Raw genomic sequence first — 23807 nt, forward strand, 5'->3', positions numbered from 1 at the left:
TTCCTGCCCTACTTGGTCTTGACGGCGAACAGCTTGGACAACGCCGTCGCCACCAGGTTGATCAGCATGATGACGAGGACCAGGGTCAGCGCCGCGCCCCACATCCGGTAATCACCGGCCTCGGTCGCGGTGCCGCGCTCCATGTAGATGGTCAGCGGGAGGGAGGCCATCTCGCCGCCGAACATGTTGTAGCTGATCGAGTTCGTGTAGCCCACCAGGATCAGCAGCGGCGCCGTTTCGCCCAGCACCCTGGCCAGTCCGAGCATCACCCCGGTGAGGATGCCGGACAGCGCGGTCGGCAGCACCACGCGCACGATCGTCTTCCACTTGGGGACGCCGAGCGCGTAGGAGGCTTCCCGGAGCTCGTCGGGGACGATCCGCAACATCGTCTCGGTGGTGCGCACCACCATCGGCAGCATCAGCAGCACCAGCGACAACGAGACCGCGAAGGCGCTCCGGTTGAGGCCGAAGGTGGTGATCCACAGCGCGTAGATGAACAGGCCCGCCACGATCGACGGCAAGCCGCTGAGGATGTCCACCATGAAGGTCGCCGCGCGGGCGAACCGGGAGCCCTGGCCGTATTCCACCAGGTAGATCGCGACCATGACGCCCAGCGGGACCGAGATCACCGCGGTGACCAGCCCTTGCAACAAGGTACCGGCGAGCGCGTGGTTGATGCCACCGCCGAAGTCGGTGGGCAGCAGCCCGCTGAACGAGTGGCTCCACCAGTTCGTGCTCAGCAGCGGCGTGAGCCCGCGGGACAGCAGGGTGTAGATCACCCACAGCAGCGGGACGACCGCGATCAGGAAGGCGAGCGCGAACAGCGTCGTGGCCAGGTGGTTCTTGGCCTTGCGACCGAAGCTGATCCGCTGGAACGCCGGTGTCGTGGCCGGCTGGTCAACGTTCGCGGCGTCGGTCCTCATGCTTTCCCCTTACCGCTGGCGCTTTCGATCCAGCGGGCGATCGCGTTGACGGCGAAGGTGATGATGAACAGCACCAGCCCGGCGGAGATGTAGGCACCGACCTGGAGGTTGTGGTTGAACTCCGCGGAGCCGAGCGCGATCTTGGAGGCGAACGTCGCCCCCGCGTCGAAGATGCTGTAGTTCGGCGCCTGGAAGGTGAAGCTGAGGATGATGGTCAGCGCCACCGTCTCGCCCAGCGCCCGGCCGAGCCCGAGCATCGACCCGCCGATGAAGCCGTTGCGGCCGAACGGCCACACCGTCGTGCGCACGACCTCCCACTGGGTCGCGCCCAGCGCCAGGGCGCCCTCGATGTGCGCGGTGGGCGTGCGGGCGAAGACCTCGCGGGTCACCCCGGTGATGGTCGGCAGGATCATCACGGCCAGCACGATGCCCGCGGTGAACACGTTCGCGCCGCTGTCGGCGCGGATGTTGCCGTCGGCGAAGATCGGGATCCAGCCGAGGTTGGTGTTCAGCCACGAGGCGACCGGGTTGATCACGGGTGCCAGCACCAGCGCGCCCCACAGGCCGTAGATCACCGACGGCACGGCGGCCAGCAGGTCGACCAGGTAGGCGAACGGCCGGGCCAGGCTGCGCGGCGCGTACTGGGTGAGGAACAGCGCGATGCCGCAGGCGACCGGCATCGCCAGCACCAGGGCGAAGACCGAGCTGGCCACCGTGATCCACGCCAGGTCGAAGATGCCGAAGGCCAGGGCGCTCGGGTCGGAGGTGTCCCACACCCGGCTGAACAGGAAGCTGACCTGGTTCACCTGCAACGAGGGCACGGCCCGGATCAGCAGGAAGATGCCGATCGCGGCGATCAGCGCGACCACGAAGGCGCCCGATCCGGAAGCTAGGGCGCGGAAGACCTGGTCGCCGACGCGGACGACCTTCTTCTTCTCACCGTCTGGAGCGGAAATGGGAGCCTCCGGTCCGGGGCTGGGCGCCGAACCACCACGCGGTCCCGCGCGGCGCGGCTCGGCGTGCGTCGAGTCGGTCACTGCTGGGTGCAGCCTCTCACTTCGTCCGTTCATCATGTTGCGCCCGCTGGCCATCTGCGACGTGAACAACACTCATGGCCCAGCGCGGGGGCCGGGAGGCGGCGCGTGCCACCTCCCGGCCCCGGTCGGCGTCACTGGATGGCGTTGACCGCGTCCAGCACCCGGGTCTTGAAGCCCTGCGGCAGCGGGACGTAGCCCGCCTTCTCCAGCTGGGCCGGGTCGGCGTTGGCCGCGACCGTCATGAACGCCTTGACGGCCTTGGCCTGCTCCGGGTTGTAGCCCTTGGAGCAGACGATCTCGTAGGTGTTGAGGACCACCGGGTAGACGCCGGGGGCCGCGTTGCCGTAGATCGAGTCGAGGTTGACCACCAGGTCGTTGCCCTGGCCCTGGATCTCGGCGCCCTCGATGGCCGCACCGACGGTCTGGCTGTTCAGCTCGACCGGGCCGGCCCCGCTGTCGATCTTGGCGATGCTCAGGCCGAGGTTCTTCGGGAAGGACCACTCGGCGTAGGTGATGCCGCCCTCGGTCGACTGGACGGACTGGGCGACCTGGTCGCTGCCGTCGCGGCCCTGGCCGACGCCCGGGCCGGGGCGGAACTGCTTGCCCTCACCGGTCCACATGCCGTTGGTGGCGGTGCTCAGGTACTTCTGGAAGTTGTCCGAGGTGCCGGACTCGTCGGAGCGGAAGAACGGCACGATGTCGAGGTCCGGGAGCTGCGCGTTCGGGTTCGCCGCCTGGATCGCCGGGTCGTTCCACTTGGTGATCTGGCCCTGGTAGATCTTGGCGATCAGCTCGGGGGTCAGGGTGAGGTCGGTGACGCCCGGGACGTTGTAGGCCATGGCGATCGGGCCGAACACCATCGGCAGGTGCCAGGCGGGGTTGCCCTGGCAGCGCTCCGCGGCGGCGGCGACCTCACCGGCCTCGGCGTCCAGCGGCGAGTCCGAGCCGCCGAAGTCGACCTGGCCCGCGGTGAAGTTCGCGACGCCCTTCCCGGAGCCGGACCGGGTGTAGTTGACGTTCTGCCCGGAGCAGACCTGCTGGTAGTCGCGCATGAACACGTCCATGGCGTTCTTCTGCGCGGACGACCCCTCCCCGGAGATCGGGACGGTGCCGCACTCGACCTGGAGCCCCTCCAGGGCCGGGTTGTTCCCACCCGAGGACACGTTCTGGTCGGTCCCGCAGGCGGAGAGCACGAGGGTGCCCGCCGCCAGGAAGCCGGCCGCAGCGCTGTGCCGCTTGATCTTCACGAAGGTTCCTCCACTCAAGGGGATCTGCCCAACCGGCGGGCGAGCGAGATGCTTCGCGCGCTCTACCTCGAAACGGTAAGCAGTAGGGGTGGACAGGTACCGCCGTTCAGATGAACGCTCGGTGAACAAGGCACGCTTAGTAAGCATCCCCACCTTCCATCGGGGGATGTTCAAGATCAACTATGCCAGAACGGTGACTCAGAGCACCGTCCGGGGTCAGCGACCGAACTGCACGTCCACGTCCCACCTCTCGAACCCCAACCGCCGGTACACCGCGATGGCCGGGGCGTTGTCGGCCTCGACGTAGAGCATCGCCCGGCCGCACCCAGTGTCACGCAGGTGGCGAAGTCCGGCGACCGTCAGCGAGCGGCCCAGGCCGCCGCCCTGTGCGTCCGGGTCCACGCCCACGACGTAGACCTCGCCGAGCTCGCCCGGGTGCACCTTGGTCCAGTGGAAGCCCAGCAGCCGGTCCTCGGCGTCCACCGCGAGGAGGAACCCGGCCGGGTCGAACCAGTCCTCGCCCTCCTTCGTCCGCAGGTCGGACTCGGTCATCCCGCCCTGCTCCGGGTGCCAGGCGAAGGCCTTGCGGTTCACCCGCACCACCTCGGCCTCGTCCACCCCGGGCTGGAAGGTGCGCAGCCGGACGCCCTCGGGCAGCGCCGGCTCCGGCAGCTCCGCCCCGGCCAGCTCGCGCCCCATCCGCCACAGCTCCCGGGCCCGGACCAAGCCGAACCGCTCGGCGAGCCGCAGCGCCGCCGGGTGCTCGCCGTGCGACCAGACGCGCAGCGCGCCCGCGTCGCCCGCGCCGCCCTCCAGCGGCAGCTCGGCGCGCTCCAGCAGGGCGGTCACCAGCCGGGTCCCGGCACCCCGGCCGCGCTGCTCCGGGCGCACCGCCAGCTCCGCGACCAGCGGACCGTCCGCCCCGTCCTGCTCGACGTCGAGGTGCGCGTACCCGACCAGCGCGCCGTCGGCGTCGCGCACCAGGAAGTGCTCCGAGCGCACATCGGCCTGCACCGGCTCGATCTGCTCCACCACGTCGCGCCGCGCCCGCAGCCGCAGCACCACGTGCTCGCCGACCGGAGCCACGCCGTCGGCCCGCTCCGCCTCGGCGAGCAGGCCCATCACCTCGGCCGTCTCGTCGCCGTCCACACCGTTGCGCCAAGTGAGCTGCACACCCGGAACGCTACCCGCGATCACGGCCCACAACGTAGCGGATCAACCCCGAAAATCCTTCGGATCAGCAGGTCAGCGCCCGTTTTCTCCCCGTTCCACCAGCCCTGCCCGATGTGCCCGGAACCACACCCGAACCACCTCAGGCAAGCGGCGAAGCCGAAGCGCCCACGCACGCGCCACCCACAACCACCGCCAGGCAAGCGGCGCGAGCCGCTTCCGCCCACGCACGCGCCACCCACAACCACCGCCAGGCAAGCGGCGCGAGCCGCTTCCGCCCACGCACGCGCCACCAGCAACCACCGTCAGGCAAGCGGCGAAAGCCGCTTCCGCTTTACCCCACCTGATCAACCGGCACCGCCGCGGGTTCTCAGCGGCCTTCTCGCGAGGACGCCCTGATGCCGTGTATTGGCGATCCATCAAGAAGGGCGCCCGGAGCGAGAAGGCCGCTGAGGTTCCGCCACCCGCACCGCTCCGCAACGGGACCACGGCACAGACCAAAAAGAAGGGCATCCCGTTTCCGGGATGCCCTTCACCTGGGAGAACTCAAGCAGCGCGGAGCCGGGGCTCCGCATCACCCGACCACCAGTGGACCACGCGGAACGGGGTTCCGCACGCCGTCAGCGCAGCGCCGGCCGCTGCTGCTGCCGGGCGGGTGCCGGAGCGGCGGTGGGCTCCGGCGGCACGTCCCGCTGCCGGGGGCGGACGAACTTGTACCCGACGTTGCGCACGGTGCCGATCATCGAGTCGTGCTCGGGGCCGAGCTTGGCGCGCAGCCGCCGGACGTGCACGTCGACGGTGCGGGTGCCGCCGAAGAAGTCGTAGCCCCACACCTCCTGGAGGAGCTGCGCACGGGTGAACACCCGGCCCGCGTGCTGGGCCAGGTACTTCAGCAGCTCGAACTCCTTGTAGGTCAGCTCCAGCGCCCGGCCCTTGACCCGCGCGGTGTAGGTGGCCTCCTCGATGACCAGCTCGCCCACGGTGAGCGAGCCGTCGTCGGTCGGGCCGGAGCTGCGCCGGGAGAGCAACAAGCGCAGGCGGGCGTCGATCTCGGCCGGACCGGTGGTCGGCAGCAGGATGTCGTCGACACCCCACTCGGCGTTGATCGTCACCAGTCCGCCCTCGTTGACCACCGCGACGACCGGGGCGTCCCCGGCGGCGAGCAGGCGGCACAGGTCGCGGGCCCCGGCGAGGTCGGTGCGGGCGTCGACCAGCACCGCGTCGTGCGGGCCGCCGGACAGCAGCGCGCCGGGGTCGGCGGGTAGCGTCCGCACGCGGTGCGGCAGCAGGGGGAGCGAGGGCAGCACGGTTTCGGCGTCGGATTCGCTGGTGAGCAGCAGCAGCTCTGAGCTCATGGGCAGGACCTCCGTCCCAAGGCGGCAAGAATCGACAGCCGGCGGCGCGCGACCAGCCGCAACCGCCCGACCCGGCGTCGTTGCCTGCGGATGGCAAGGAGAATAACCGAGATGCGGTGGAAAAACCCAGGTCCGGCCACCGGCGTCACATTTGTGAACAGCGGTGGCGCGGATGTTGCGGGCGTGTGTCCGGCGCACCAGGTGGTGCTGCGGGCGGCCGACGGGACCCGCCTGCGCGGCGAGCTGCTGCCCGGTCCGGGCCTGCCCGCCGACCTGGGGTTCGTGGTCGGGCACGGGTTCACCAACCACACCCGCAAGCCGCACGTGGCCCGGGTGCTGCGCCGGCTGGCCGGGCGCGCCCCGGTGCTGGCGCTGGACTTCCGGGGGCACGGCCGATCCGGCGGGCGCACCTCGGTGGGCCCCGACGAGGCGCTGGACATCGCCGCCGGGGTGGCTCACCTGCGGGAACGCGGTTGCCGGCGGGTGGTGACGATCGGCTTCTCGCTGGGCGGCTCGGTGGTGCTGCGCGATGCGGCGCTGGCCGAACGGCCGCCGGACGCGGTGGTCGCGGTGAGCAGCCCGGCCCGCTGGTGGGTGCGCGAGACCCCCGCGATGCGCCGGGTGCACTGGCTGCTGGAGCAGCCGCACGGCCGGTTCAGCGCGCGGCTGCTCGGCGTCCGGCTGGCCCCGCCGTGGCCGGAGGTGCCGGTCTCGCCGATCGAGCTGGTGTCGCGGGTCACCGTCCCGCTGCTGCTGGTGCACGGCGACCAGGACCACTACTTCCCGCTGTCCGACGCGGTGGCGTTGGCCGAGGCCGGGGACGGCGAGCTGTGGGTGGAGCCGACCATGCGGCACGCGGAGAGCGCGACCACCCCCGAATTGGTGGACCGCATCGCTCGTTGGGCGGCCGATACAGTGGCCCCACCCGATCGTGGGGCCCGCTGACGGGCCCCGGCCCGGCCCCGACAGAACGGACCGCACGCGGTGAAGAAGCTCGCCATCACTGTCGTCATCCTCTTCGGCCTGCTGGTCGCCGCCGACTTCGGCGCCGCCGCGGTGGCCGAGCACCAGGTGGCCAAGCAGGTCCGCTCCCAGCTCGCGCTCCCCCGCGATCCCGACGTGCGGATCAACGGCTTCCCGTTCCTGACGCAGGTCGCGGCGGGCGATTACCGGGACGTGGAGCTCTCCGCCGAGGCGGTGCCGGTGGGCGAGTTCCGCGAGCTGGGCATCGAGGCGAACCTGCACCACGCCCGGCTGGCGCCCTCGGACCTGTTCAGCGGGAACGTGCGCGAGCTCACCGTGGACGAGCTGACCGGCCGGGTGAAGGTCACCGCCGCCGACGTCGGCCGCTACATCGGCATCCCGGACCTGCGGATCGCCCCGGCGCCGAAGGACGCGCTGGCGGGCACCGACGGCGACGAGCAGGTGGCCCGCACCGAGGACGGCACGCAGACCGCGGTGCAGCTCAACGGAACCGTCCCGATCGCGGGCACGGAGAACCAGGTGCAGATCATCGCGCTGCTGTCGCTGGTCGGCGGGAAGCTGGAGATCGAGCCGAAGAAGCTGGAACTGGACAACAGCTCGATCGGGCCGATCGACCTGCCCGCGGTGTTCGAGGAGTCCGTGCTGCGCCAGTTCACCTTCAGCCTGGACCCGGGGATGCTGCCGTTCCAGGTCACGCCCACCGGGGTCCGCGCCGAGCACGGCGCCCTGGTCATCGAGGGCACCGTCCGCGATGTGACCATCGGGGCGGGCGGGGTGACCACCGGGTGAGTCCCGGCTGGTGGGTCCTGCTGGCCGCGGTGCTGGTCACCGCGGTGCTGGGGCTGGCCCACCGTGCTCGGCAGGGCGGGATCCGCCCGCCGAAGGGAGGAGGTGCGTCCGTGCTCGACCTGCCCGCGGAGCTGCGCGAGCGGCTCGACGGCGAGGCGCGGGTGACGCTGCTGCAACTGTCCACGACGTTCTGCGCGCCGTGCCGCCACACCCGGGTGCTGCTCGACGACCTCGCGCGGCGCACCGACGGGCTCCGGCACGTCGAGGTGGACCTCGCCCACCACCCGGAGTGGTCCACGACCCTGCGGGTGCACACCACGCCCACCACCCTGGTGCTGGACTCCGGAGGCGAAGAGCTGTTCCGGATCGGCGGCGTCCCCCGGCGCGACGCCCTCGCCGAAGCCCTCCGCCCCCTCCTCGCCTGACGTCACCCTTCGCGCTCGGAGTGAGGGGCACCCTTGTCCCAGTATGTCGGGCAAGGGTGCCCCTCACCTGGACAGAGTTCACTCGGACGGGTGGTTGTTGTGCCTGGGTGTCCTTGCAGTATGCGGCGGAGCCGCATGCGGTGAGGCACGCAGCGTGCACCGCGGCGGGTCCTCAGCGGTCTTCTCGCGAGGACAGCCGCGACGCCGTGTACGGGGTGGGTACATCAGGAGCGGCTCCCGGAGTGAGAAGGCCGCTGAGGTTCCGCCACCGGCACCGCCGCGCGGATCACCGGCGGAAGCGGGCCTGGGTGCTGGCCGGGGGCGCGGGGTCCGTCCCACCTTGTGAACGACCTTCCCGGCGCGGGGCCGTCCGGGTAGCCTCCGGACCGTGCACGTTCTGCTGACCCGACGGCGCGCGGTGGACTTCTGCCGCGTGGGCAGCAGCCTGTGTCAAGGGCACTGACCGGGCGGTAGGACGAAGTGCGCGTCACGGGTGTGCCCCGGCGATGGCCTGCGTTCCCCGCCTGACGGACTCGGCAGCCGAAGTCCACAGTCAGGAGGCCCCATGTCTGCCGGAACGGTCGATCCCCGCGGTGTGCGGTTCACCGCCGCGGTCACCAGCGCCGTGCTCGCGCTCGGCCTGATCACCACCAGTTGGCGGGTCCTCGCGGCGCAGACCGCGCTGTTCGCCCTGTGCGCCTTCGTGGGGATGCGGACCAACCCGTGGGGGTACATGTACCGGCGGGCGGTGCGGCCCAGGCTCCCGGAACTGCCGCCCGAGGAGCGCGAGGACGCCTCGCCGGTGCGGTTCTCGCAGGGAGTGGGGTTCTGCTTCGCCGTGGCGGCGACGATCGGCTACGCGGCCGGGTGGACCGCGTTCGGCCTGGTCGCCAACGCGTTGGCGCTGGTGGCGGCGCTGCTCAACGCGGCCTTCGGCTACTGCCTCGGCTGCCAGCTCTACCTGGTGTTCCGGCGGGTGCGGCCCGCGGGAACACCGTGATCGACGGATGAACAACGAAGAAGGAGTCGCTCGATGAGCCGTGCAGACGTCCTGGTTTCCACCGAGTGGGCCGAGGAGAACCTGAACACCCCCGGCGTGGTGTTCGCCGAGGTGGACGAGGACACCACCGCCTACGACGGCGGCCACATCCCGGGCGCGGTCAAGATCGACTGGAAGAACGAGCTCCAGGACCACGTGCGCCGCGACTTCGTCGACCGCGTGGGCTTCGAAGAGCTGCTGTCCGCCAAGGGCATCGGCAACGACGACACGGTGGTGCTCTACGGCGGCAACAACAACTGGTTCGCCGCCTACGCGTACTGGTACTTCAAGCTCTACGGCCACTCCGACGTCAAGCTGCTCGACGGCGGGCGCAAGAAGTGGGAGCTCGACGGCCGGGAGCTGACCAAGGACGAGCCGGAGCGGCCCGCCGCCCGGTACACCGCGCAGGAGCCCGACACCTCGATCCGCGCGTTCCGCGACGAGGTCGTCGACGCGATCGGCACCAAGAACCTGGTCGACGTGCGCTCGCCCGACGAGTTCTCCGGCAAGCTGCTGGCCCCGGCGCACCTCCCGCAGGAGGCGGCGCAGCGCGGCGGCCACATCCCCAGCGCGATCAACGTGCCGTGGAGCAAGGCCGCGAACGAGGACGGCACCTTCAAGTCCGACGACGAGCTGAAGCAGATCTACGGCGACGCGGGCCTCGACGAGGGCAAGCGGACCATCGCCTACTGCCGGATCGGCGAGCGCTCGTCGCACACCTGGTTCGTGCTGCGCGAACTGCTCGGCCACCAGGACGTCAAGAACTACGACGGTTCCTGGACCGAGTACGGCTCGCTGGTCGGCGTGCCGATCGAGAACCCCTCCGAGAAGGGCTGAAGGCGAGGAGTTTGAGCATGAGTGGATGCGGAGCACCGCAGCAGTCGGCCGCGCCCGTGGCCGAGGACACCGACCAGGTCGTGCTGAAGGGCACGGTGCGCTCGGGCGACCAGCCGGTCGGCGGCGCTTTCGTCCGCCTGCTGGACGCCGACGGCGAGTTCACCGCGGAGGTCGTCTCCGCCGAGGGCGGTGACTTCCGGTTCTACGCGGCGCCGGGCGAGTGGACCGTCCGCGCCCTGCACCGCGACGGCAAGGGCCAGGCCGAGGTGGCCGCCGCCGGACCGGGCGTCCACGCGGTCGACATCGCCGTAGCCTGACGACCCACCGGACCCGAGACCACCCGCCCGGGTGAACTCCCAGGTGAGGGGCGCCTTCATCCGACATACCCGGATGAATGCGCCCCTCACTCACCACACTCTCGGGTGAAGTTGAGGTAGGTGAGGGGCTCCCTTGTCCAAGTGACTTCGGCAAGGGTGCCCCTCACTCATGTCCCGGCGGGTGACGTCAGGCGCGGGAGCGGAGCAGGGCGAAGGCCCGTTCGTCGCGGTCCTGGGCGCTGGGGTCCGAGCCCTCGGTGCAGCCGACGGTGGTGAAGTCCAGGACCTCCCAGCCGGTGCGCTCGAACAGCCGCTTGAGCCCGGCCTCGCTGAAGATCCAGAAGTTCGTCGCGTCGTCGTTGGCCTCGCTGGGGTGCAGCAGGTAGGCGACCGGCTGGTCCTTCAGCTGCGTGGTGCGGTCCGGGGCGAGCTGGGCGACGCGGGTGGACAGGAAGCACAGGTCGGCGTGCCGGGCGAGCTGCTCCAGCACGTAGAACGGGTTCTTCAGGTGGTAGAGCAGGCCGAGGAAGAACACCGCGCCGTAGTGCTGCGCGGGCATCCGGAACTGGGTGTCGAGGTCGACCTCGTGCACCTCGGCCTTCGACGGCAGCTCCTCGACCAGCCGCCGGGCGCCGCGCAGGCCGTTGAAGTTCGTCGGGGCGTGGTCGACGATGTCCACCCCGCAGCCGAGCTCGGCCTCCAGGAAGAACCCGAAGTCACCGTCGGCGGCACCGAAGTCGGCGATCCGGGTGCCCGCGACCGAGTCGAACACCGACCGGTTCGGCCCGGACAGCAGCGCGTCCAGGTGCAGCACGTTGGCCATCGTGTCGTACGGGTACCAGTCGAAGTCCTCGGGCGCGATCCGCTCCTTGCGCGCCAGCAGGTCCTCCCGGAAGGCCAAGGCCCGTTCGCGCAACGTCTCGAAGTCCATCTGCTCCCCGTCCGGTGGGTGGTGGCCGACGGGGGAATCATGCCCGACGCCACACCCCACGGGGGTCGGCCGGTGGTTATCCTTTGCCCGTGACACTCATCGACTTCCTGCACTACGGCCTCGTCACCCTCGTCGGGATCGCCGCGCTGGCCACGATCTGGTTCGCCTGCTACGTGGTGTACCGGCTGCACAACGACTGACCGGTCCAGGTAGGTACGCTGCTGGGCGATGACTGCCACGCCCAACGAACCGGTCCCGGGCAGCGGCGACGCCGCCGTCCAGGCCGCTGCTGAACGCGCCGAGCTCACCCGGCACCGCAACGTCCCGGAGCTCGACGACCTGCCCGGCGCCGGCGACACCGCCAACCTGCGCCTCGGCCCGGACCTGAACGACGCCTGCCTGTCCCTGCTGCCGCTGGTCGGCGTGTGGCGGGGCGAGGGCGAGGCGAACCACCCGTCGCTGCCGGAGCCCTACCGCTTCGTCCAGCAGATCACGCTGGCGCACGACGGCCGCCCCTTCCTGGTCTACGAGAGCCGCGCCTGGCGCCTCGACGGCGAAGGCGGCTCGGTGGTCGGCCCGGCCTTCCGCGAGTACGGCTTCTGGCGCCCGCAGGCCGACGACACCATCGAACTGCTGCTGGTGCACGAGGCCGGCGTGATCGAGATGTTCTTCGGTTCCCCGCGCAACCAGACCACCTGGGAGTTCGGCACCGACGCGGTGCTGCGCACCCCCACCGGCGACGACGTGACCGCGGCCAACCGGCTCTACGGGGTCGTGGACGGCGCGCTGGCCTACGTCGAGGAGCGCGCCACCGCCGAGCACGAGTTGCAGCCCCGGCTGTCGGCCAAGCTCGACCGCGTCGCCGGCTGAGCGTCGGTCCCCGGCGCTACGTTCGTCTCCCACGACCGAACGGAGCGCCACCATGACCCGCGAACGCACCGACCTGCTCGACGCCCTGGCCTTGCACCGGCAGCTCTTCCGGCACACCGTCGAGGGCCTGACCGACGAGCAGGCCCGGCGGCGCACCACGCCCAGCGAGCTGACCCTCGGCGGGCTGATCAAGCACGTCACCGCGGTCGAGCGCCAGTGGACCGACTTCATCGAGCGCGGGTTGCCCGAGGACGCCTTCTCGGCCGAGAAGCTCGCCGCCGGTGCGGCGGAGTTCGAGTTGGGCGAGGCGGAGACCCTCGCCGGGCTGCTCGACGCCTACGCCGAGGTGGCCCGCCGCACCGACGAGCTGATCGCCACCACCGACCTCGACGCGGCGCGACCGCTGCCGCCCGCGCCCTGGTTCGAGGAGGGCACGTCCTGGACGCCGCGCCGGGTGGTGGCGCACGTCCTCGCCGAGACCGCCCAGCACGCCGGGCACGCCGACATCATCCGCGAGGCGCTCGACGGCCAGAAGACGATGGGCTGAACCCGCGCGGAACGCGCAGCTCGCCCGTTCGACACCCGAGGAACCCGCTAGTAGTTCGACTCGTAGAGCCCGAGGAGCTCGGCGTGCAGGTCGGGATCGACGGCGACCGGCTTGCCGTCCACCGTCCGCACCTGGGTGACCAGCCGCACGCTGGAGGCCAGCCACACGCCGTCGGCCTCGAACAGCTCGTCCACCGGGAACAGGCGGGTCTCGGTGGTCCAGCCCGCCGCCTCCGCCGCGCGGAACAGCGCGCCCTGGGTGGTGCCCCGGAGGATGCCGGAGCTCGGCGGGGTGGTGACCAGGGTGCGACCGCGCGCCAGCACCACGGTCGACGTGGGGCCTTCGAGCACCGAGCCGTCGGTGGCGGTGAACAGCACCTCGTCCGCGCCGCGCGCTTCGGCCTCCCGCATCGCGGCCATGTTCACCGCGTAGGACAGCGTCTTGGCGGACAGCAGCAGCCACGGCGCGCGTTGCCGCAGGTCCGGGGCGAAGCCGCGGTCGAGGGTGATGGCGTCGACGCCCTCGGCGCGCAGCCGCCGGGTCCTCTCGCCCACCTGCATCCCCATCGCGAACGCCGAGGGGGTGCCGTCGCCGCCGTCCACGCCGCGGCTGCACACCAGTTTGAGCGCCAGCTCCCGCTCGGTGTCCCACGGCCAGGCGTCGATCACCGCGCGCACCGCGCGCTCCCAGCCGGCGCGCTCGGGCAGCGGCAGCGACAGCATCGACGCGGACTGCTCCATCCGGTCCAGGTGCGGCCCGAGTTCACGGGGTGCGCGGTCGACCACCAGGATGGTCTCGAACACACCGTCGCCTCGGGTCACCGCCAGGTCGTCGGCGCGCAGCAGCGGCGCCTCCGGATCGACCAGGGTTCCGTCCAGGAGTGCCAGTACACGCATGCCAGCAGCGTAGAACCCGGTGCGCCGGGGCCGCGCCGCTGGGCCGGGCGGGGGTGGCGACGGCGTTACGATCGAGGGAGCAAACCGACCACAGGAGCGGGCATTGAGCGACCAGGGATCGCTGCGCAGCACCCTGCACCAGCGGGGCCTGCGGATGACGCCGCAGCGGCAGTTGGTGCTCGACGCGGTGCGCGAACTGGGCCACGCCACCCCGGAGCAGGTGTGCAACCGGGTGCGCGGCACGGCCGCACCGGTCAACATCACCACCGTCTACCGGGCGCTGGACCTGCTGGAGGAGCTCGGGCTGGTCCGGCACACCCACCTGGGCCACGGCGCCCCGACGTACTCGGCGCAGGAGCACGAGCACGTGCACCTGGCCTGCCACCGCTGCGGCGGGATCGTCGAGATCCCCACCGAGGAGCTCGACGAGCTCGGCGCGGCGCTGCGGGCGCAGCACGGGTTCGTCCTGGATCCCAGCCACCTCGCCCTGTCCGGCACCTGCCGCGACTGCCACGACGCCGAGGAGCCTCGATGAGTTCACCCCTGCTGGAGCTGCCCGGAGCGGTCCCCGCGCCGGACGCCGACCTCGATGTCGGCGTGCCGTGGCACTTCGGCGACCCGTTCGCCGAGCAGCGCTCCGCCGCCCGCTCAGCCGTGGTCGTGGACCGCTCGCACCGCGAGGTCCTCGCGGTGCCCGGTGACGAGCGGCTGAGCTGGCTGCACCTGGTGCTCTCCCAGCACCTCACCGAGCTGCCCGAGGGCCGGGGCACCGAGGCGCTGGTGCTGGACAGCCAGGGCCGGATCGACTGCCACCTGCTCGTCGCCCACCACGACGGCGTGGTCTACCTCGACACCGAGCGCGGCGCGCGGGCCAGCAGCGCGCTGCCCAGCATGGGCGAGGGCGGCAGCCAGCCGATCGCCGAGTACCTGGAGGCGATGCGGTTCTGGTCGGCGGTCGAGCCCCGCGACGCCACCGCGGAGTTCGCGGTGCTCAGCGTGATCGGCCCGGACGCCGCGGGGATCCTGGCCGGGTTCGGTCCTGTGCCCGCCGAGCCCTACGAGGTGGTCGGGCTGCCCGGCGGCGGCTTCGCGCGGAACGTGCCGCTGGGCGCGTTGCCCTCGTTCGACCTGGTGGTGCCCCGGGAGTCGCTGGTCGAGCGGTGGCTCCAGCTCACCGACGCGGGCGTGCGCCCGTCCGGCACGCTCGCCTACGAGGCGCTGCGGGTCGAGGCGCTGCGCCCCCGGGTGGGGCCGGACACCGACGAGCGCGCGATCCCGCACGAGCTGGGCTGGGTGCACGTGGCCGCGCACGTCGCCAAGGGCTGCTACCGGGGTCAGGAGACCGTCGCCAAGGTGCACAACGTCGGCAAACCGCCGCGCCGCATGGTGCTGCTGCACCTGGACGGCTCGGTGGAGGTCCGGCCGGAGACCGGCGACCCGGTGTGGCACGGCGACCGCCGCGTCGGCCGGGTCGGCAGCGTGGTGCTGCACCACGAGCTCGGTCCGGTGGCGCTGGCGCTGCTCAAGCGCTCGGCGCCGGTGGACGGCGAGCTCGTCGCCGGCGACCGGGACGAGGAGCGCGCGGTGGCCGCCGCGGTCGACCCGGACTCGGTCCCGGCGGACACCGGCGAACCGCCGGGCCGGGTCGCGGCCCAGGGGCTGCGGGGGCGCTGATCGGCCCGGGTCGCTGCGCCGAGTGCCGCAGCCCGGGTTGCGCGGCGCCCCCGGCACCGCCGCGCTGTGCCAGGATGCTGGCAGCGTCGCGCCCGCTCCTGGCGAGCGCGCCACGACTGACCGGAGGCTGATGAGGTGATCGAAGTCCGCCCGGGTGGGCGCCGCCGCATCGACAGGGTGCTGTCCCCGGACTACGCCAGCGGGATCGAGCACCGCGACCTCGGCGGGGTCCGGGAGCTGCGCGACGAGGCGGCGCAGGAGGAGACCGACCTGTCCTACCTCCGCCGGGTGCTGCACGCGCGGATCGACATCGTGCACGCCGAGCAGCGCAGGCGGCGCGACGGCGGCTCGGCGTCGGTCGTCGAGCAGCTCGTGCAGATCCTGTCCGACGGCGCGATGGGCCCGGCCGCCGGTTCGGGCCGCCACCAGACCACCGAGCCCTCGCGCGCGGAGGCGCACCGCAGGCACGTCGAGGCGCTGGTCTCCGATGTGGACCTGTCCGATGTGACCTCGCTCTCGGCGGCCAAGCTGGACCGCGCGCTGGCCGCCTACACCGCCGAGGAGGATTCGGTGTCGACGCGGCGCCGCGAGGTGCAGGAGGTGGTGGACCGGCTCAACGCCGAGATCGCCCGCCGCTACCGGGAGGGCGCGGCATCGGTGGACGCGCTGCTGGCCCGCGAGAGGGACCAGCCGTGACCGCACCGGCGCCGCTCGTCGAGGTGCTCCGCAGCGGGCTCCGGGAGAGCCTGCACCACGGTTCCGTCGTGGTGCTCGGGCCGGACGGCGGGGTCCGCTTCGCGGTCGGCGACACCGGCTCGCCGATGTACCCGCGCTCCTCGCTGAAGCCGGCGCAGCTCGCCGGGATGCTCGACGCGGGTCTGGAGCTGCCGCCGATCGACCTGGCGCTGGCCGCGGCCTCGCACAGCGGCGAGCAGGAGCACCTGGAGCGGGTCCGCGACCTGCTGGACCGGCACGACCTCACCGAGGACGACCTGCGCTGCCCGCCGGACTGGCCGCTGGGCGAGGCCGCCCGCACCGCGCACGCCGGGACCGGGATGCGCCGGATCACCATGAACTGCTCCGGCAAGCACGCCGCGATGCTGGCGACCTGCGTGCAGCTCGGCTGGTCCACCGCGGACTACCTCGCCCCGGAGCACCCGGTGCAGGTGGCGATCCGCGAGGCCGTCGGCGGGCTCGCCGGGGAAGCGATCGCGGTGTCCTCCGTGGACGGCTGCGGTGCCCCGCTGCACGCGCTGAGCCTCACCGGCCTGGCGCGGATGTTCGGGGCGCTGGCCGACCACCCGGTCGCCGCCGCGATGCGCGCGCACCCGTGGCTGGTGGCGGGCACCGGCCGGGCCGACACCGAGCTGATGCGCGCGGTGCCGGGGCTGGTGACCAAGATCGGCGCGGAGGGCGTGATGGCGCTGGGCCTGCCCGACGGCGCGGCGGTGGCGCTCAAGATCGCCGACGGGGCGGACCGCGCGCGGCTGCCCGTCGCGGTGGGCGCGCTGCGGCTGCTCGGGGTGCGCAGCCCCGCGCTGGACGCGCTGGCCGAGGAACCGGTGCTGGGCGGCGGTGCGCCGGTCGGCGCGGTCCGGCTGCTCGACGACGCGCTGGTCGGCTAGGAGGACGCCCCGGCATGGCCGACACCTACACCCACGGCCACCACGAGAGCGTGCTGCGCTCGCACCGCTGGCGGACCGCCCAGAACTCCGCGGCGCACCTGCTGCCGCACCTGCGGCCCGGCCTCGACGTGCTCGACGTCGGGTGCGGGCCCGGCACCATCACCGCCGACCTGGCCCGGCTGGTCGCGCCCGGCCGGGTGCTCGGCGTGGACAACGCACCGGAGCCGGTGGCGCGGGCCCGCGCCGAGCACCCGGGCGCCGAGTTCGCCGTCGCCGACGTCTACGCCCTGCCGCATCCGGACGACTCGTTCGACGTGGTGCACGCCCACCAGGTCCTCCAGCACCTGACCGACCCGGTGGCCGCGCTGCGCGAGATGCGCCGGGTCTGCCGCCCGGGCGGGGTGGTCGCGGTGCGCGACGCCGACTACGGCGGGATGCGGTGGTGGCCGGAGCACCCGGGGCTGGACCGCTGGCTGGAGCTGTACCGGCAGGTCGCGCGCGGCAACCGGGCGTTCCCGGACGCCGGCCGGATGCTCAAGCCCTGGGCGCGGGCGGCCGGGTTCGCCGAGGTGCGCTGCTCGGCCTCGACGTGGTGCTTCGCCGACGACGAGGAGCGGGACTGGTGGGGCGGCCTGTGGGCGGACCGGGTGCGGCGGTCGTCGCTGGCCGAGCAGGCCGTGGGGCGCGGGCTGTCCGACCCCGCCGAGCTCGACCGGCTCGCGGCGGCCTGGCGCACCTGGGCCGACGACCCGGACGGCTGGTTCGCGGTCCCCCACGGCGAACTCCGCTGCCACCCCTGACGGGCCACCCCTCACCCCAGCGAGGACGCTTCCGGAATGGCCTGCGTGGCGGTGCCGGGAGCGGAACCTCAGCGGCCTTCTCGCTCCGGGAGCCGCTCCTGATGTACCAAACCCGGACGGGGTGGGTTCAGTTGTGGCGTTCGCGGGAGGCGAACTCCGACCAGAAGTCCCGCAGCGCCTCGTAGCGCTCGCCGACCTCGCCCATGTCCCCGGCCTCCATCGCGTCGATGATGGCGTGCACGTCCTCGGCGGAGGTGTCGGCGTCGAAGTCGCCGCCGTTCATCATCTGGACCAGCCCGCCGTAGTCGAGTTCCACCGCCGAGTGCGGGTGGAACCGCTCCAGCCAGCGCCCGGTCTCGCGCAGGATGCGGGTCGGGCCCTCCTCGCCGATCGACTTCCGGCACACCGAGTGCCCGCGGGCGATGCGGCGCCGCGCGTCGGCCATCGCGACGCGCCAGCAGACCCGGCGGCGCTCCTCGGTGATGACCACGCGTTCGGTCGGGTCGACCAGGACGAACCAGGGCAGCGGCACCGTCCAGGTCGACGACAGCACGTGCACCGCGCCCCGGGACTGCTCGGCGACCACGGAACTCGCCTGGACCTTCGCCTTGTCCACCGGCACCGCCAGCGCCGCCGAGCGCAGCGGCGGCTCGGCCGACCCGAGGAAGCCGACGAGCGCAGCGGCGGACCGACCGCGCAGGTCCAGCGGGCAGACCAGGGGCCCGGGGCCGACCGCGGCGGCGGGCGCGGTGGGCACCTGCTCGGGGTCCAGGCTCAGGACCGGTCCGACGTCCGGTTCGGCGACGGCGTCACCGGGCAGGAGCTGGGGCGGCGCGGACACCTGGGTGCGCAGCCACACCCCTTCCTCGACACTCCCCGCGTCGAACGGATCGACCGTCCCGCGCCGCAGCGCGGCGCCGAGCTGCTCGCGCAGCGGGGAGTCGAAGGTCGACAGCGGTTCGTACACCCGCAGGTAGGCGACGAACGGCTCAGGCACACGAGCATCGTGCCATGAGCCCCGACCGGCGCTCCGGCAGGCTCCGCCACCGGCGGTTCGGGAGCGGAGTGCGAGGTCACCCACGACACGCCCCTCCGAGCCGACACCACGTCGCGTAGAACCGCCTCGGCACGGTACGGTAGTTACAGGAAAAGTTGTCGAGATCATGCGGGGCCGACATTCCCCTGTCCGCCCCGCACACCCTGTGCGAGGGGGTCGAGCCATGGGGCGCGGCCGGGCTAAGGCCAAGCAGACGAAGGTGGCCCGCGAGCTTAAGTACAGTTCCCCCGCCATGGACATCGAGGCGTTGCAGCGCGAGCTGGGCACCTCGGGTCCATCTGGCGAGTGGTCCGACGAGGACCGCGATGACGACTCGTACGACGACGGGTACGGCGACTACGACCGGCGTTGACGCACACTCCCCCTCCACCGGGCGGCGCGGTGCGCTGTCCGGTGGGCGGGGGTGTGCCGCTGGGCGTCTGTTCGACCCGACATGCACGAGCGGGCGGGAGTGCCGAGGTTCGCGGGCATTTCGATAGAGGAGGACCGCCGTGAGTGGCGCCACCGGCAACCGGTGGCGCCACTCGTCATCGCGGCCCAGGTCAACGTGGCACCGCGGCGCCGACGCCGGGTGCGTAGCTGGTGCATCAGGAGGCGCCGCTGAGGTTCTGCCTCCGCCACGCAGGGCGGCGAAAGCGGTCCTCGTTCGGCGGGTGAGCCGGGGAAGAAGTGGGGACCGACGTGCGGGCCGCCTCTCGGCGGATGGCGCTGCAGGGCTCCAGCCGAACGGTATTCCCTGCAGGCGTGTGTTGGAGCCCGGGGGCACGCGCACGCCGGTCATCCAGCACAACGCGCGGGCCCGGGCCCGCATTCCCGGGACCCGTCACCCGGATCGGTGAGAGCCCGTCCCGACGTGGTGCTTTACCCCGCGGGGGTATGGTGGCGGCTGTCCGGAACCGAGCCCGAGGAGGTCGGCAGTGCCCCGCGCCGCGGCCAGGTTCGTGCTGCTCGCACTGGTGCTGTTCGGCGTCGTCGCGATGCACCAGCTCCCGGTCGGGCACGGCGCTGACGGTGGTGGCGAGCACGAGCCGGCCCCGCCCGTCGCCGCGCAGTCGGCGCAGGCCCACCACGGTGCCGCGCACCAGCCGGCCGACGAGTCGGCCGACGACGGCGGCGCGCACTCGGTGCTGCACCTGTGCCTGGCCATCCTCATCGGCGCCGCCGGACTGCTGGCGCTGCGGGGCCGTCGTCCCCGCGCCCCGCGCACCCTGCTGCCGGGTCCGAGGCAGCACCCGGGGAGCGCCCCCGGTCGGCGACCTCCGGCGCGCACCACCCCCACCGTCTACGCCCTGCGGGTGCTCCGGCTGTGACGGAGCCTGGCCGGGGACGCCCCGGCCCTCCGGTCGCAAGCGCACAACGCACCCGCAGGGAGAACACGATGCACGCACGCACGACCGCCGCCGCACTGCTCGGCGCGGCGGCGCTGGCCGGGATCGCCGGATGCGGTGGGGAGCAGACCCCGCCGCCGCCCGCCGACCACCAGCAGCACCGGACCGAGCAGCCCGCGCCGCAGCAGGGCGGGCAGGCGGTCCACAACCAGGCCGACATCGCCTTCGCCGAAGGCATGATCCCGCACCACCAGCAGGCCCTCCGGATGGCGGACATGGTGCCCGAGCGGACCGGCAACGCCGAGGTCCTCGACCTGGCCGAGCGCATCCGCGCGGCCCAGCAGCCGGAGATCGACCAGCTCGAGGGCTGGCTCGCGGAGTGGCGCCCGGCGCCGCCGCAGGGGCACCAGATGCCGCAGGAGCACTCGATGCCCGAGCACGGCGGTCACGAGGGCATGCACGGGATGATGACGCCGGAGGACATGGCGGCCTTGGAGCAGGCGCGGGGCGCGGAGTTCGACCGGATGTGGCTGGAGATGATGATCGAGCACCACGAGGGTGCCGTGCAGATGGCCGAGACCGAGCTGGCCGAGGGTGCGAACCCGGAGGCCGGGGCGATGGCCCAGCGGATCATCGACTCGCAGCAGGCCGAGATCGACGAGATGAACGCGCTCCTGCGCTGAGCCCGACGCACCCCCGGCGGTCCCACCGCCGGGGGTGCACTCGTCCGGGAAGCGAGTGAGGGGCACCCTTGCCCCAGTAAGGACCGCTTTCGCCAATGATTTGCGTGGCGGTGCGGGTGGCGGAACCTCAGCGGTCCCCTCGCTGCGCCGATCGCCTCCTGATGTACCAACGACGTACACGGCGTCGGCGCTGTCCTCGCGAGAAGACCGCTGAGCGGTCACGTCCGAGCACGGGCCGCGCTGCAAGCTGCGTGCCTCACCGCATGCGGCTCCGCCGCATTCTGAAAAGACCCCTAACTGGGGCAAGGGTGCCCCTCACTCAGGTATCGGACGGGTGAGGCGACCCCGCGCTGGCGGGTGGGCACCCGGGTCGGTGCGGGCGTGGCCCCGCGCTGGGAGTGGGCCTCAGAACCTCGGGTGGTCGCCTCGGAGGATGACGCGGTCGTCCTCGGTCGCGCCCTCGACGGTGGGTTGCTTGGCGACCTCGCCGAGGATCCAGGCGGGCACGTGCCGGGCGGTGAGCACGGCCAGCGCGCGGTCCACGTCCTCGGCGGTGACCACGGCGACCATGCCGATGCCCATGTTGAACGTGCGGTCCATCTCCTCGGGCTCGACCCGGCCGCGCTGGGCGATCAGCCGGAACACCGGGTCCGGCGTCCAGCTCCCCCGGTCCAGCACGGCGGTGAGCCCGGCGGGGATCACCCGCGCCAGGTTCTGCGCCAGCCCGCCGCCGGTGATGTGCGCGAAGGTCCGGACCTCGGCTTCGGCGGCGAGCGCGAGGCAGTCCTTGGCGTAGATCCGGGTGGGCTCCAGCAGCTCCTCGCCGAGGGTGCGGCCGAACTCCTCGACGTGCCCCTCCAGCGGCATCCGCGCGATGTCCAGCAGCACGTGCCGGGCCAGCGAGTAGCCGTTGGAGTGCAGGCCGGAGGAGCCCATCGCGATCACCACGTCGCCGGGGCGGACCTTGTCCGGCCCGAGCATCGCGTCGGCCTCCACCACGCCGACGCCGGTGGCGGAGATGTCGTACTCGCCCGGGGCCATCATGCCCGGGTGCTCGGCGGTCTCCCCGCCCAGCAGCGCGCAGCCGGCCCGCACGCAGCCCTCGGAGATGCCCTTGACCAGGTCGGCGACCCGTTCCGGGACGACCTGACCGACGGCGATGTAGTCCTGCAGGAACAGCGGCTCGGCCCCGCACACCACGAGGTCGTCGACGACCATCGCGACCAGGTCGATGCCCACGGTGTCGTGCGCGTCCACCGCTTGCGCGACGGCGAGCTTGGTGCCCACGCCGTCGGTGGAGGAGGCCAGCACCGGCTCCTTCCACCGGTCCAGCTTGAGCTGGAACAGGCCGGCGAATCCGCCCAGCGAGCCCAGCACCTCGGGCCGGGTGGCGCGCTGCGCCCAGGGCTTCATCCGCTCCACGGCGGCGTCCCCGGCCTCGATGCTCACCCCCGCCTCCGCGTAGGTGGCCTTCGGGCTCTGGGCAGACCCAGCGAGCAGGTCTTCGGACACGACTGACTCCACATCTGGTGGTGTTTGCGGTTCGCCGCCACGAGCTCGTGTGGCACGGACCACACTACGCGCGGGGCGGAGTTGAGCGGGAGGCTCCGTCAGGGGCGGCGCACGGCGTCCTCGGCGCCGTAGCCGCTGGGGAGCACGGGCTCGGCCGGTCCGGACACGCCGCGCTCGTCCACGCCTTCCAGCAGGAACTTGCCGATCTGGTCGCTGTCGGGCAGCGGGATCGGGTACTGCCCGTCGAAGCAGGCCGCGCACAACCGGGTGCGCGGCTGCTCGGTGGCGGCGATGAGCCCGTCCAGCGAGACGTGGCCGAGGCTGTCGGAGCCGATCGAGCGGCGCACCCCGTCGTTGTCCAGCCCGTTGGCGACGAGCTCGGCGCGGGAGGCGAAGTCGATGCCGTAGAAGCAGGGCCACTTCACCGGCGGTGAGGCGATCCGCACGTGCACCTCGATGGCACCGGCCTCGCGCAGCATCCGGACCAGCGCGCGCTGGGTGTTGCCGCGCACGATGGAGTCGTCGACCACGACCAGGCGCTTGCCCCGGATCACCTCGCGCAGCGGGTTCAGCTTGAGCCGGATGCCGAGCTGGCGGATGGTCTGCGACGGCTCGATGAAGGTGCGCCCCACGTAGGAGTTCTTCACCAGGCCGTTGCCGTACGGGATGCCGCTGGCCTGCGCGTAGCCGATCGCGGCGGGGGTGCCGGACTCGGGCACCGGGATCACCAAGTCGGCGTCCACCGGGTGCTCCTCGGCGAGCTTGCGGCCGATCTCCACGCGGGTGCTGTGCACCGACCGCCCGGCGATCGCGGTGTCCGGCCGCGCCAGGTAGACGTACTCGAACACGCAGCCCTTCGGGTTCGGGCTGGCGAAGCGCTGGGAGCGCAGCCCGTGCTGGTCGATGGCCAGCAGCTCGCCGGGCTCCACCTCGCGGACGAACGACGCGCCGACGATGTCCAGGGCGGCCGTCTCGCTGGCCACCACCCAGCCGCGCTCCAGCCGGCCGAGCACCAGCGGGCGCACGCCCTGCGGGTCGCGCACCGCGTACAGCGTCGTCTCGTCGGAGAACACCATGGAGAAGCCGCCGCGCACGGTCGGGAACAGCTCCATCGCGGCCTGCTCGATGCCCTTGTCCGAGGCGGCGGCGGCGAGCAGCCCGCACACCAGGTCGGAGTCGCTGGTCGCGCGCTCGCACCCGTTGGCGGGCGAGGAGGAGTTCGCGGCCACGGCGTCGGCGCCCAGTTCGGCCGAGCGGGCCATCAGCTCGGCGGTGTTGACCAGGTTGCCGTTGTGGCCGAGCGCGAGCCCGCCGCCCCCGGCCATCGTGCGGAAGGTGGGCTGGGCGTTCTCCCAGCTCCCGCCGCCGGTCGTGGAGTAGCGCGCGTGCCCGACGGCGACGTGGCCGCGCAGCGAGGCCAGCACCTGCTCGTTGAACACGTGGCTGACCAGGCCGAGGTCCTTGTAGACCAGCACCTGCGAGCCGTCGCCGACGGAGATCCCCGCCGCTTCCTGGCCTCGGTGCTGGAGGGCGTAGAGCCCGTAGAAGGACAGCTTCGCGACTTCCTCCCCCGGTGCCCACACGCCGAAGACCCCGCATTCATCGCGGGGGACGTCGTGTTCGACGGGGTCGGCCTCGGGGGACGAGGTGCGGTCGCTGCGTGCGAGGTCCGGATCTGGCCGGTCGGTGACCACCGAAAACTCCCTCGGGGACGGAGCCGGAGTTACACCTCAGTGTAAACAGCGCAGCGGGCGCTGGCGG

At 72.5% G+C, this 23807-nt stretch carries 26 protein-coding genes; 16 read left to right on the top strand and 10 right to left on the bottom strand.

Going from position 1 to position 23807, the window contains the following annotated elements; translation table 11 throughout:
* Nucleotides 1-8 precede the first annotated feature (8 nt).
* The 5 genes from pstA to ACQP0T_RS26710 all read right to left on the bottom strand — a co-directional run bounded on the left by pstA (nt 9) and on the right by ACQP0T_RS26710 (nt 5732).
* A complete protein-coding gene (gene pstA, locus ACQP0T_RS26690) occupies nt 9-923 on the bottom strand; it encodes a phosphate ABC transporter permease PstA (RefSeq protein ID WP_433870491.1) in 915 nt (304 codons plus the stop codon).
* Nucleotides 920-1960: a phosphate ABC transporter permease subunit PstC gene (gene pstC, locus ACQP0T_RS26695; RefSeq protein WP_433870492.1), complete on the bottom strand. Its 1041-nt coding sequence runs from the start codon at nt 1958-1960 to the stop codon at nt 920-922. Before pstC ends, pstA begins: the two co-directional genes overlap by 4 nt.
* A gap of 131 nt (nt 1961-2091) precedes the next feature.
* Complete coding sequence (pstS, locus tag ACQP0T_RS26700; RefSeq protein WP_433870493.1) at nt 2092-3207, bottom strand: phosphate ABC transporter substrate-binding protein PstS; 1116 nt, start codon at nt 3205-3207, stop codon at nt 2092-2094.
* A 216-nt stretch (nt 3208-3423) separates the two neighbouring features.
* Nucleotides 3424-4380 (bottom strand): mycothiol synthase, encoded by a 957-nt coding sequence (gene mshD / locus ACQP0T_RS26705; protein ID WP_433870494.1) that lies wholly within the window; start codon nt 4378-4380, stop codon nt 3424-3426.
* Between the two features lie 617 nt (nt 4381-4997).
* Nucleotides 4998-5732 carry a winged helix-turn-helix transcriptional regulator gene (locus ACQP0T_RS26710; protein WP_433870495.1) on the bottom strand — a complete coding sequence of 245 codons (735 nt, stop codon included), beginning with the start codon at nt 5730-5732 and terminating at the stop codon, nt 4998-5000.
* 183 nt (nt 5733-5915) lie between these two features.
* Here ACQP0T_RS26710 and ACQP0T_RS26715 point away from each other — a divergent pair, with 183 nt between their 5' ends.
* From ACQP0T_RS26715 to ACQP0T_RS26740, 6 genes are all read left to right on the top strand, one after another.
* The gene (locus tag ACQP0T_RS26715; RefSeq protein ID WP_433870496.1) at nt 5916-6677 is read left to right on the top strand and encodes an alpha/beta hydrolase; all 762 of its coding nucleotides are present in this window, start codon (nt 5916-5918) and stop codon (nt 6675-6677) included.
* 39 nt (nt 6678-6716) lie between these two features.
* Nucleotides 6717-7505, top strand: coding sequence for an LmeA family phospholipid-binding protein (locus tag ACQP0T_RS26720; protein WP_433870497.1), 789 nt, complete (start codon nt 6717-6719; stop codon nt 7503-7505).
* Nucleotides 7502-7930 (top strand): TlpA family protein disulfide reductase, encoded by a 429-nt coding sequence (locus ACQP0T_RS26725; RefSeq protein ID WP_433870498.1) that lies wholly within the window; start codon nt 7502-7504, stop codon nt 7928-7930. Before ACQP0T_RS26720 ends, ACQP0T_RS26725 begins: the two co-directional genes overlap by 4 nt.
* Before the next feature lie 565 nt (nt 7931-8495).
* Nucleotides 8496-8930 carry a DUF4395 domain-containing protein gene (locus tag ACQP0T_RS26730; RefSeq protein WP_433870499.1) on the top strand — a complete coding sequence of 145 codons (435 nt, stop codon included), beginning with the start codon at nt 8496-8498 and terminating at the stop codon, nt 8928-8930.
* A gap of 33 nt (nt 8931-8963) precedes the next feature.
* Nucleotides 8964-9806, top strand: coding sequence for a sulfurtransferase (locus ACQP0T_RS26735; protein ID WP_433870500.1), 843 nt, complete (start codon nt 8964-8966; stop codon nt 9804-9806).
* Nucleotides 9807-9823: 17 nt separating this feature from the next.
* Nucleotides 9824-10123 (top strand): DUF1416 domain-containing protein, encoded by a 300-nt coding sequence (locus ACQP0T_RS26740; protein WP_433870501.1) that lies wholly within the window; start codon nt 9824-9826, stop codon nt 10121-10123.
* 187 nt (nt 10124-10310) lie between these two features.
* Here ACQP0T_RS26740 and ACQP0T_RS26745 read toward each other — a convergent pair whose 3' ends face one another.
* On the bottom strand, nt 10311-11054 hold the full coding sequence (locus ACQP0T_RS26745) for a methyltransferase domain-containing protein (RefSeq protein WP_433870502.1): 744 nt from the start codon (nt 11052-11054) through the stop codon (nt 10311-10313).
* Nucleotides 11055-11282: 228 nt separating this feature from the next.
* On the opposite strand from ACQP0T_RS26745, the gene ACQP0T_RS26750 reads away from it, so the two are divergent.
* Together ACQP0T_RS26750 and ACQP0T_RS26755 are read left to right on the top strand one after the other, a co-directional pair.
* Complete coding sequence (locus tag ACQP0T_RS26750) at nt 11283-11924, top strand: FABP family protein (protein WP_433870503.1); 642 nt, start codon at nt 11283-11285, stop codon at nt 11922-11924.
* Between the two features lie 52 nt (nt 11925-11976).
* The gene (locus ACQP0T_RS26755) at nt 11977-12471 is read left to right on the top strand and encodes a DinB family protein (protein WP_433870504.1); all 495 of its coding nucleotides are present in this window, start codon (nt 11977-11979) and stop codon (nt 12469-12471) included.
* 47 nt (nt 12472-12518) lie between these two features.
* Here the strand turns inward: ACQP0T_RS26755 and ACQP0T_RS26760 are convergent, their stop codons facing one another.
* Nucleotides 12519-13367, bottom strand: coding sequence for an aminodeoxychorismate lyase (locus ACQP0T_RS26760; RefSeq protein WP_433870505.1), 849 nt, complete (start codon nt 13365-13367; stop codon nt 12519-12521).
* A 103-nt stretch (nt 13368-13470) separates the two neighbouring features.
* On the opposite strand from ACQP0T_RS26760, the gene ACQP0T_RS26765 reads away from it, so the two are divergent.
* The 5 genes from ACQP0T_RS26765 (at nt 13471) to ACQP0T_RS26785 (ending at nt 17466) form a co-directional block, all read left to right on the top strand.
* Nucleotides 13471-13902 (top strand): Fur family transcriptional regulator, encoded by a 432-nt coding sequence (locus ACQP0T_RS26765; RefSeq protein ID WP_433870506.1) that lies wholly within the window; start codon nt 13471-13473, stop codon nt 13900-13902.
* Nucleotides 13899-15041 carry a YgfZ/GcvT domain-containing protein gene (locus tag ACQP0T_RS26770; RefSeq protein WP_345356823.1) on the top strand — a complete coding sequence of 381 codons (1143 nt, stop codon included), beginning with the start codon at nt 13899-13901 and terminating at the stop codon, nt 15039-15041. The genes ACQP0T_RS26765 and ACQP0T_RS26770 overlap by 4 nt, the downstream gene beginning before the upstream one ends.
* Before the next feature lie 135 nt (nt 15042-15176).
* Nucleotides 15177-15737 carry an RsiG family protein gene (locus ACQP0T_RS26775; RefSeq protein ID WP_433870507.1) on the top strand — a complete coding sequence of 187 codons (561 nt, stop codon included), beginning with the start codon at nt 15177-15179 and terminating at the stop codon, nt 15735-15737.
* Entirely contained in the window at nt 15734-16666 is a 933-nt protein-coding gene (locus ACQP0T_RS26780) for an asparaginase (RefSeq protein WP_433870508.1), read from the top strand. Before ACQP0T_RS26775 ends, ACQP0T_RS26780 begins: the two co-directional genes overlap by 4 nt.
* A 14-nt stretch (nt 16667-16680) precedes the next feature.
* Entirely contained in the window at nt 16681-17466 is a 786-nt protein-coding gene (locus ACQP0T_RS26785) for a methyltransferase domain-containing protein (protein WP_433870509.1), read from the top strand.
* 127 nt (nt 17467-17593) lie between these two features.
* Here ACQP0T_RS26785 and ACQP0T_RS26790 read toward each other — a convergent pair whose 3' ends face one another.
* On the bottom strand, nt 17594-18463 hold the full coding sequence (locus ACQP0T_RS26790) for a hypothetical protein (protein ID WP_345356811.1): 870 nt from the start codon (nt 18461-18463) through the stop codon (nt 17594-17596).
* Between the two features lie 223 nt (nt 18464-18686).
* On the opposite strand from ACQP0T_RS26790, the gene ACQP0T_RS26795 reads away from it, so the two are divergent.
* From ACQP0T_RS26795 to ACQP0T_RS26805, 3 genes are all read left to right on the top strand, one after another.
* Nucleotides 18687-18875 carry a DUF3073 domain-containing protein gene (locus ACQP0T_RS26795; RefSeq protein WP_345356808.1) on the top strand — a complete coding sequence of 63 codons (189 nt, stop codon included), beginning with the start codon at nt 18687-18689 and terminating at the stop codon, nt 18873-18875.
* A 565-nt stretch (nt 18876-19440) separates the two neighbouring features.
* A complete protein-coding gene (locus ACQP0T_RS26800; RefSeq protein WP_433870510.1) occupies nt 19441-19833 on the top strand; it encodes a DUF6153 family protein in 393 nt (130 codons plus the stop codon).
* 68 nt (nt 19834-19901) lie between these two features.
* Nucleotides 19902-20534: a DUF305 domain-containing protein gene (locus tag ACQP0T_RS26805; protein WP_433870511.1), complete on the top strand. Its 633-nt coding sequence runs from the start codon at nt 19902-19904 to the stop codon at nt 20532-20534.
* Between the two features lie 405 nt (nt 20535-20939).
* Here the strand turns inward: ACQP0T_RS26805 and purM are convergent, their stop codons facing one another.
* Complete coding sequence (gene purM / locus ACQP0T_RS26810) at nt 20940-22046, bottom strand: phosphoribosylformylglycinamidine cyclo-ligase (protein ID WP_433870512.1); 1107 nt, start codon at nt 22044-22046, stop codon at nt 20940-20942.
* Nucleotides 22047-22144: 98 nt separating this feature from the next.
* The gene (gene purF, locus ACQP0T_RS26815; protein ID WP_433870513.1) at nt 22145-23740 is read right to left on the bottom strand and encodes an amidophosphoribosyltransferase; all 1596 of its coding nucleotides are present in this window, start codon (nt 23738-23740) and stop codon (nt 22145-22147) included.
* Between the last annotated feature and the right edge of the window lie 67 nt (nt 23741-23807).

The organism is Saccharopolyspora sp. CA-218241, from assembly GCF_050954615.1.
GTDB lineage: Bacteria > Actinomycetota > Actinomycetes > Mycobacteriales > Pseudonocardiaceae > Saccharopolyspora > Saccharopolyspora cebuensis.

Bases quoted from the DNA above. Each gene is read 5' to 3' on its own strand.
- pstA (WP_433870491.1), bottom strand. From the start codon at position 923: ATGAGGACCGACGCCGCGAACGTTGACCAGCCGGCCACGACACCGGCG.
- ACQP0T_RS26710 (WP_433870495.1), bottom strand. From the start codon at position 5,732: ATGAGCTCAGAGCTGCTGCTGCTCACCAGCGAATCCGACGCCGAAACC.
- ACQP0T_RS26730 (WP_433870499.1), top strand. From the start codon at position 8,496: ATGTCTGCCGGAACGGTCGATCCCCGCGGTGTGCGGTTCACCGCCGCG.
- ACQP0T_RS26735 (WP_433870500.1), top strand. From the start codon at position 8,964: ATGAGCCGTGCAGACGTCCTGGTTTCCACCGAGTGGGCCGAGGAGAAC.
- ACQP0T_RS26740 (WP_433870501.1), top strand. From the start codon at position 9,824: ATGAGTGGATGCGGAGCACCGCAGCAGTCGGCCGCGCCCGTGGCCGAG.
- ACQP0T_RS26745 (WP_433870502.1), bottom strand. From the start codon at position 11,054: ATGGACTTCGAGACGTTGCGCGAACGGGCCTTGGCCTTCCGGGAGGAC.
- ACQP0T_RS26750 (WP_433870503.1), top strand. From the start codon at position 11,283: ATGACTGCCACGCCCAACGAACCGGTCCCGGGCAGCGGCGACGCCGCC.
- ACQP0T_RS26755 (WP_433870504.1), top strand. From the start codon at position 11,977: ATGACCCGCGAACGCACCGACCTGCTCGACGCCCTGGCCTTGCACCGG.
- ACQP0T_RS26760 (WP_433870505.1), bottom strand. From the start codon at position 13,367: ATGCGTGTACTGGCACTCCTGGACGGAACCCTGGTCGATCCGGAGGCG.
- ACQP0T_RS26770 (WP_345356823.1), top strand. From the start codon at position 13,899: ATGAGTTCACCCCTGCTGGAGCTGCCCGGAGCGGTCCCCGCGCCGGAC.
- ACQP0T_RS26785 (WP_433870509.1), top strand. From the start codon at position 16,681: ATGGCCGACACCTACACCCACGGCCACCACGAGAGCGTGCTGCGCTCG.
- ACQP0T_RS26795 (WP_345356808.1), top strand. From the start codon at position 18,687: ATGGGGCGCGGCCGGGCTAAGGCCAAGCAGACGAAGGTGGCCCGCGAG.
- ACQP0T_RS26805 (WP_433870511.1), top strand. From the start codon at position 19,902: ATGCACGCACGCACGACCGCCGCCGCACTGCTCGGCGCGGCGGCGCTG.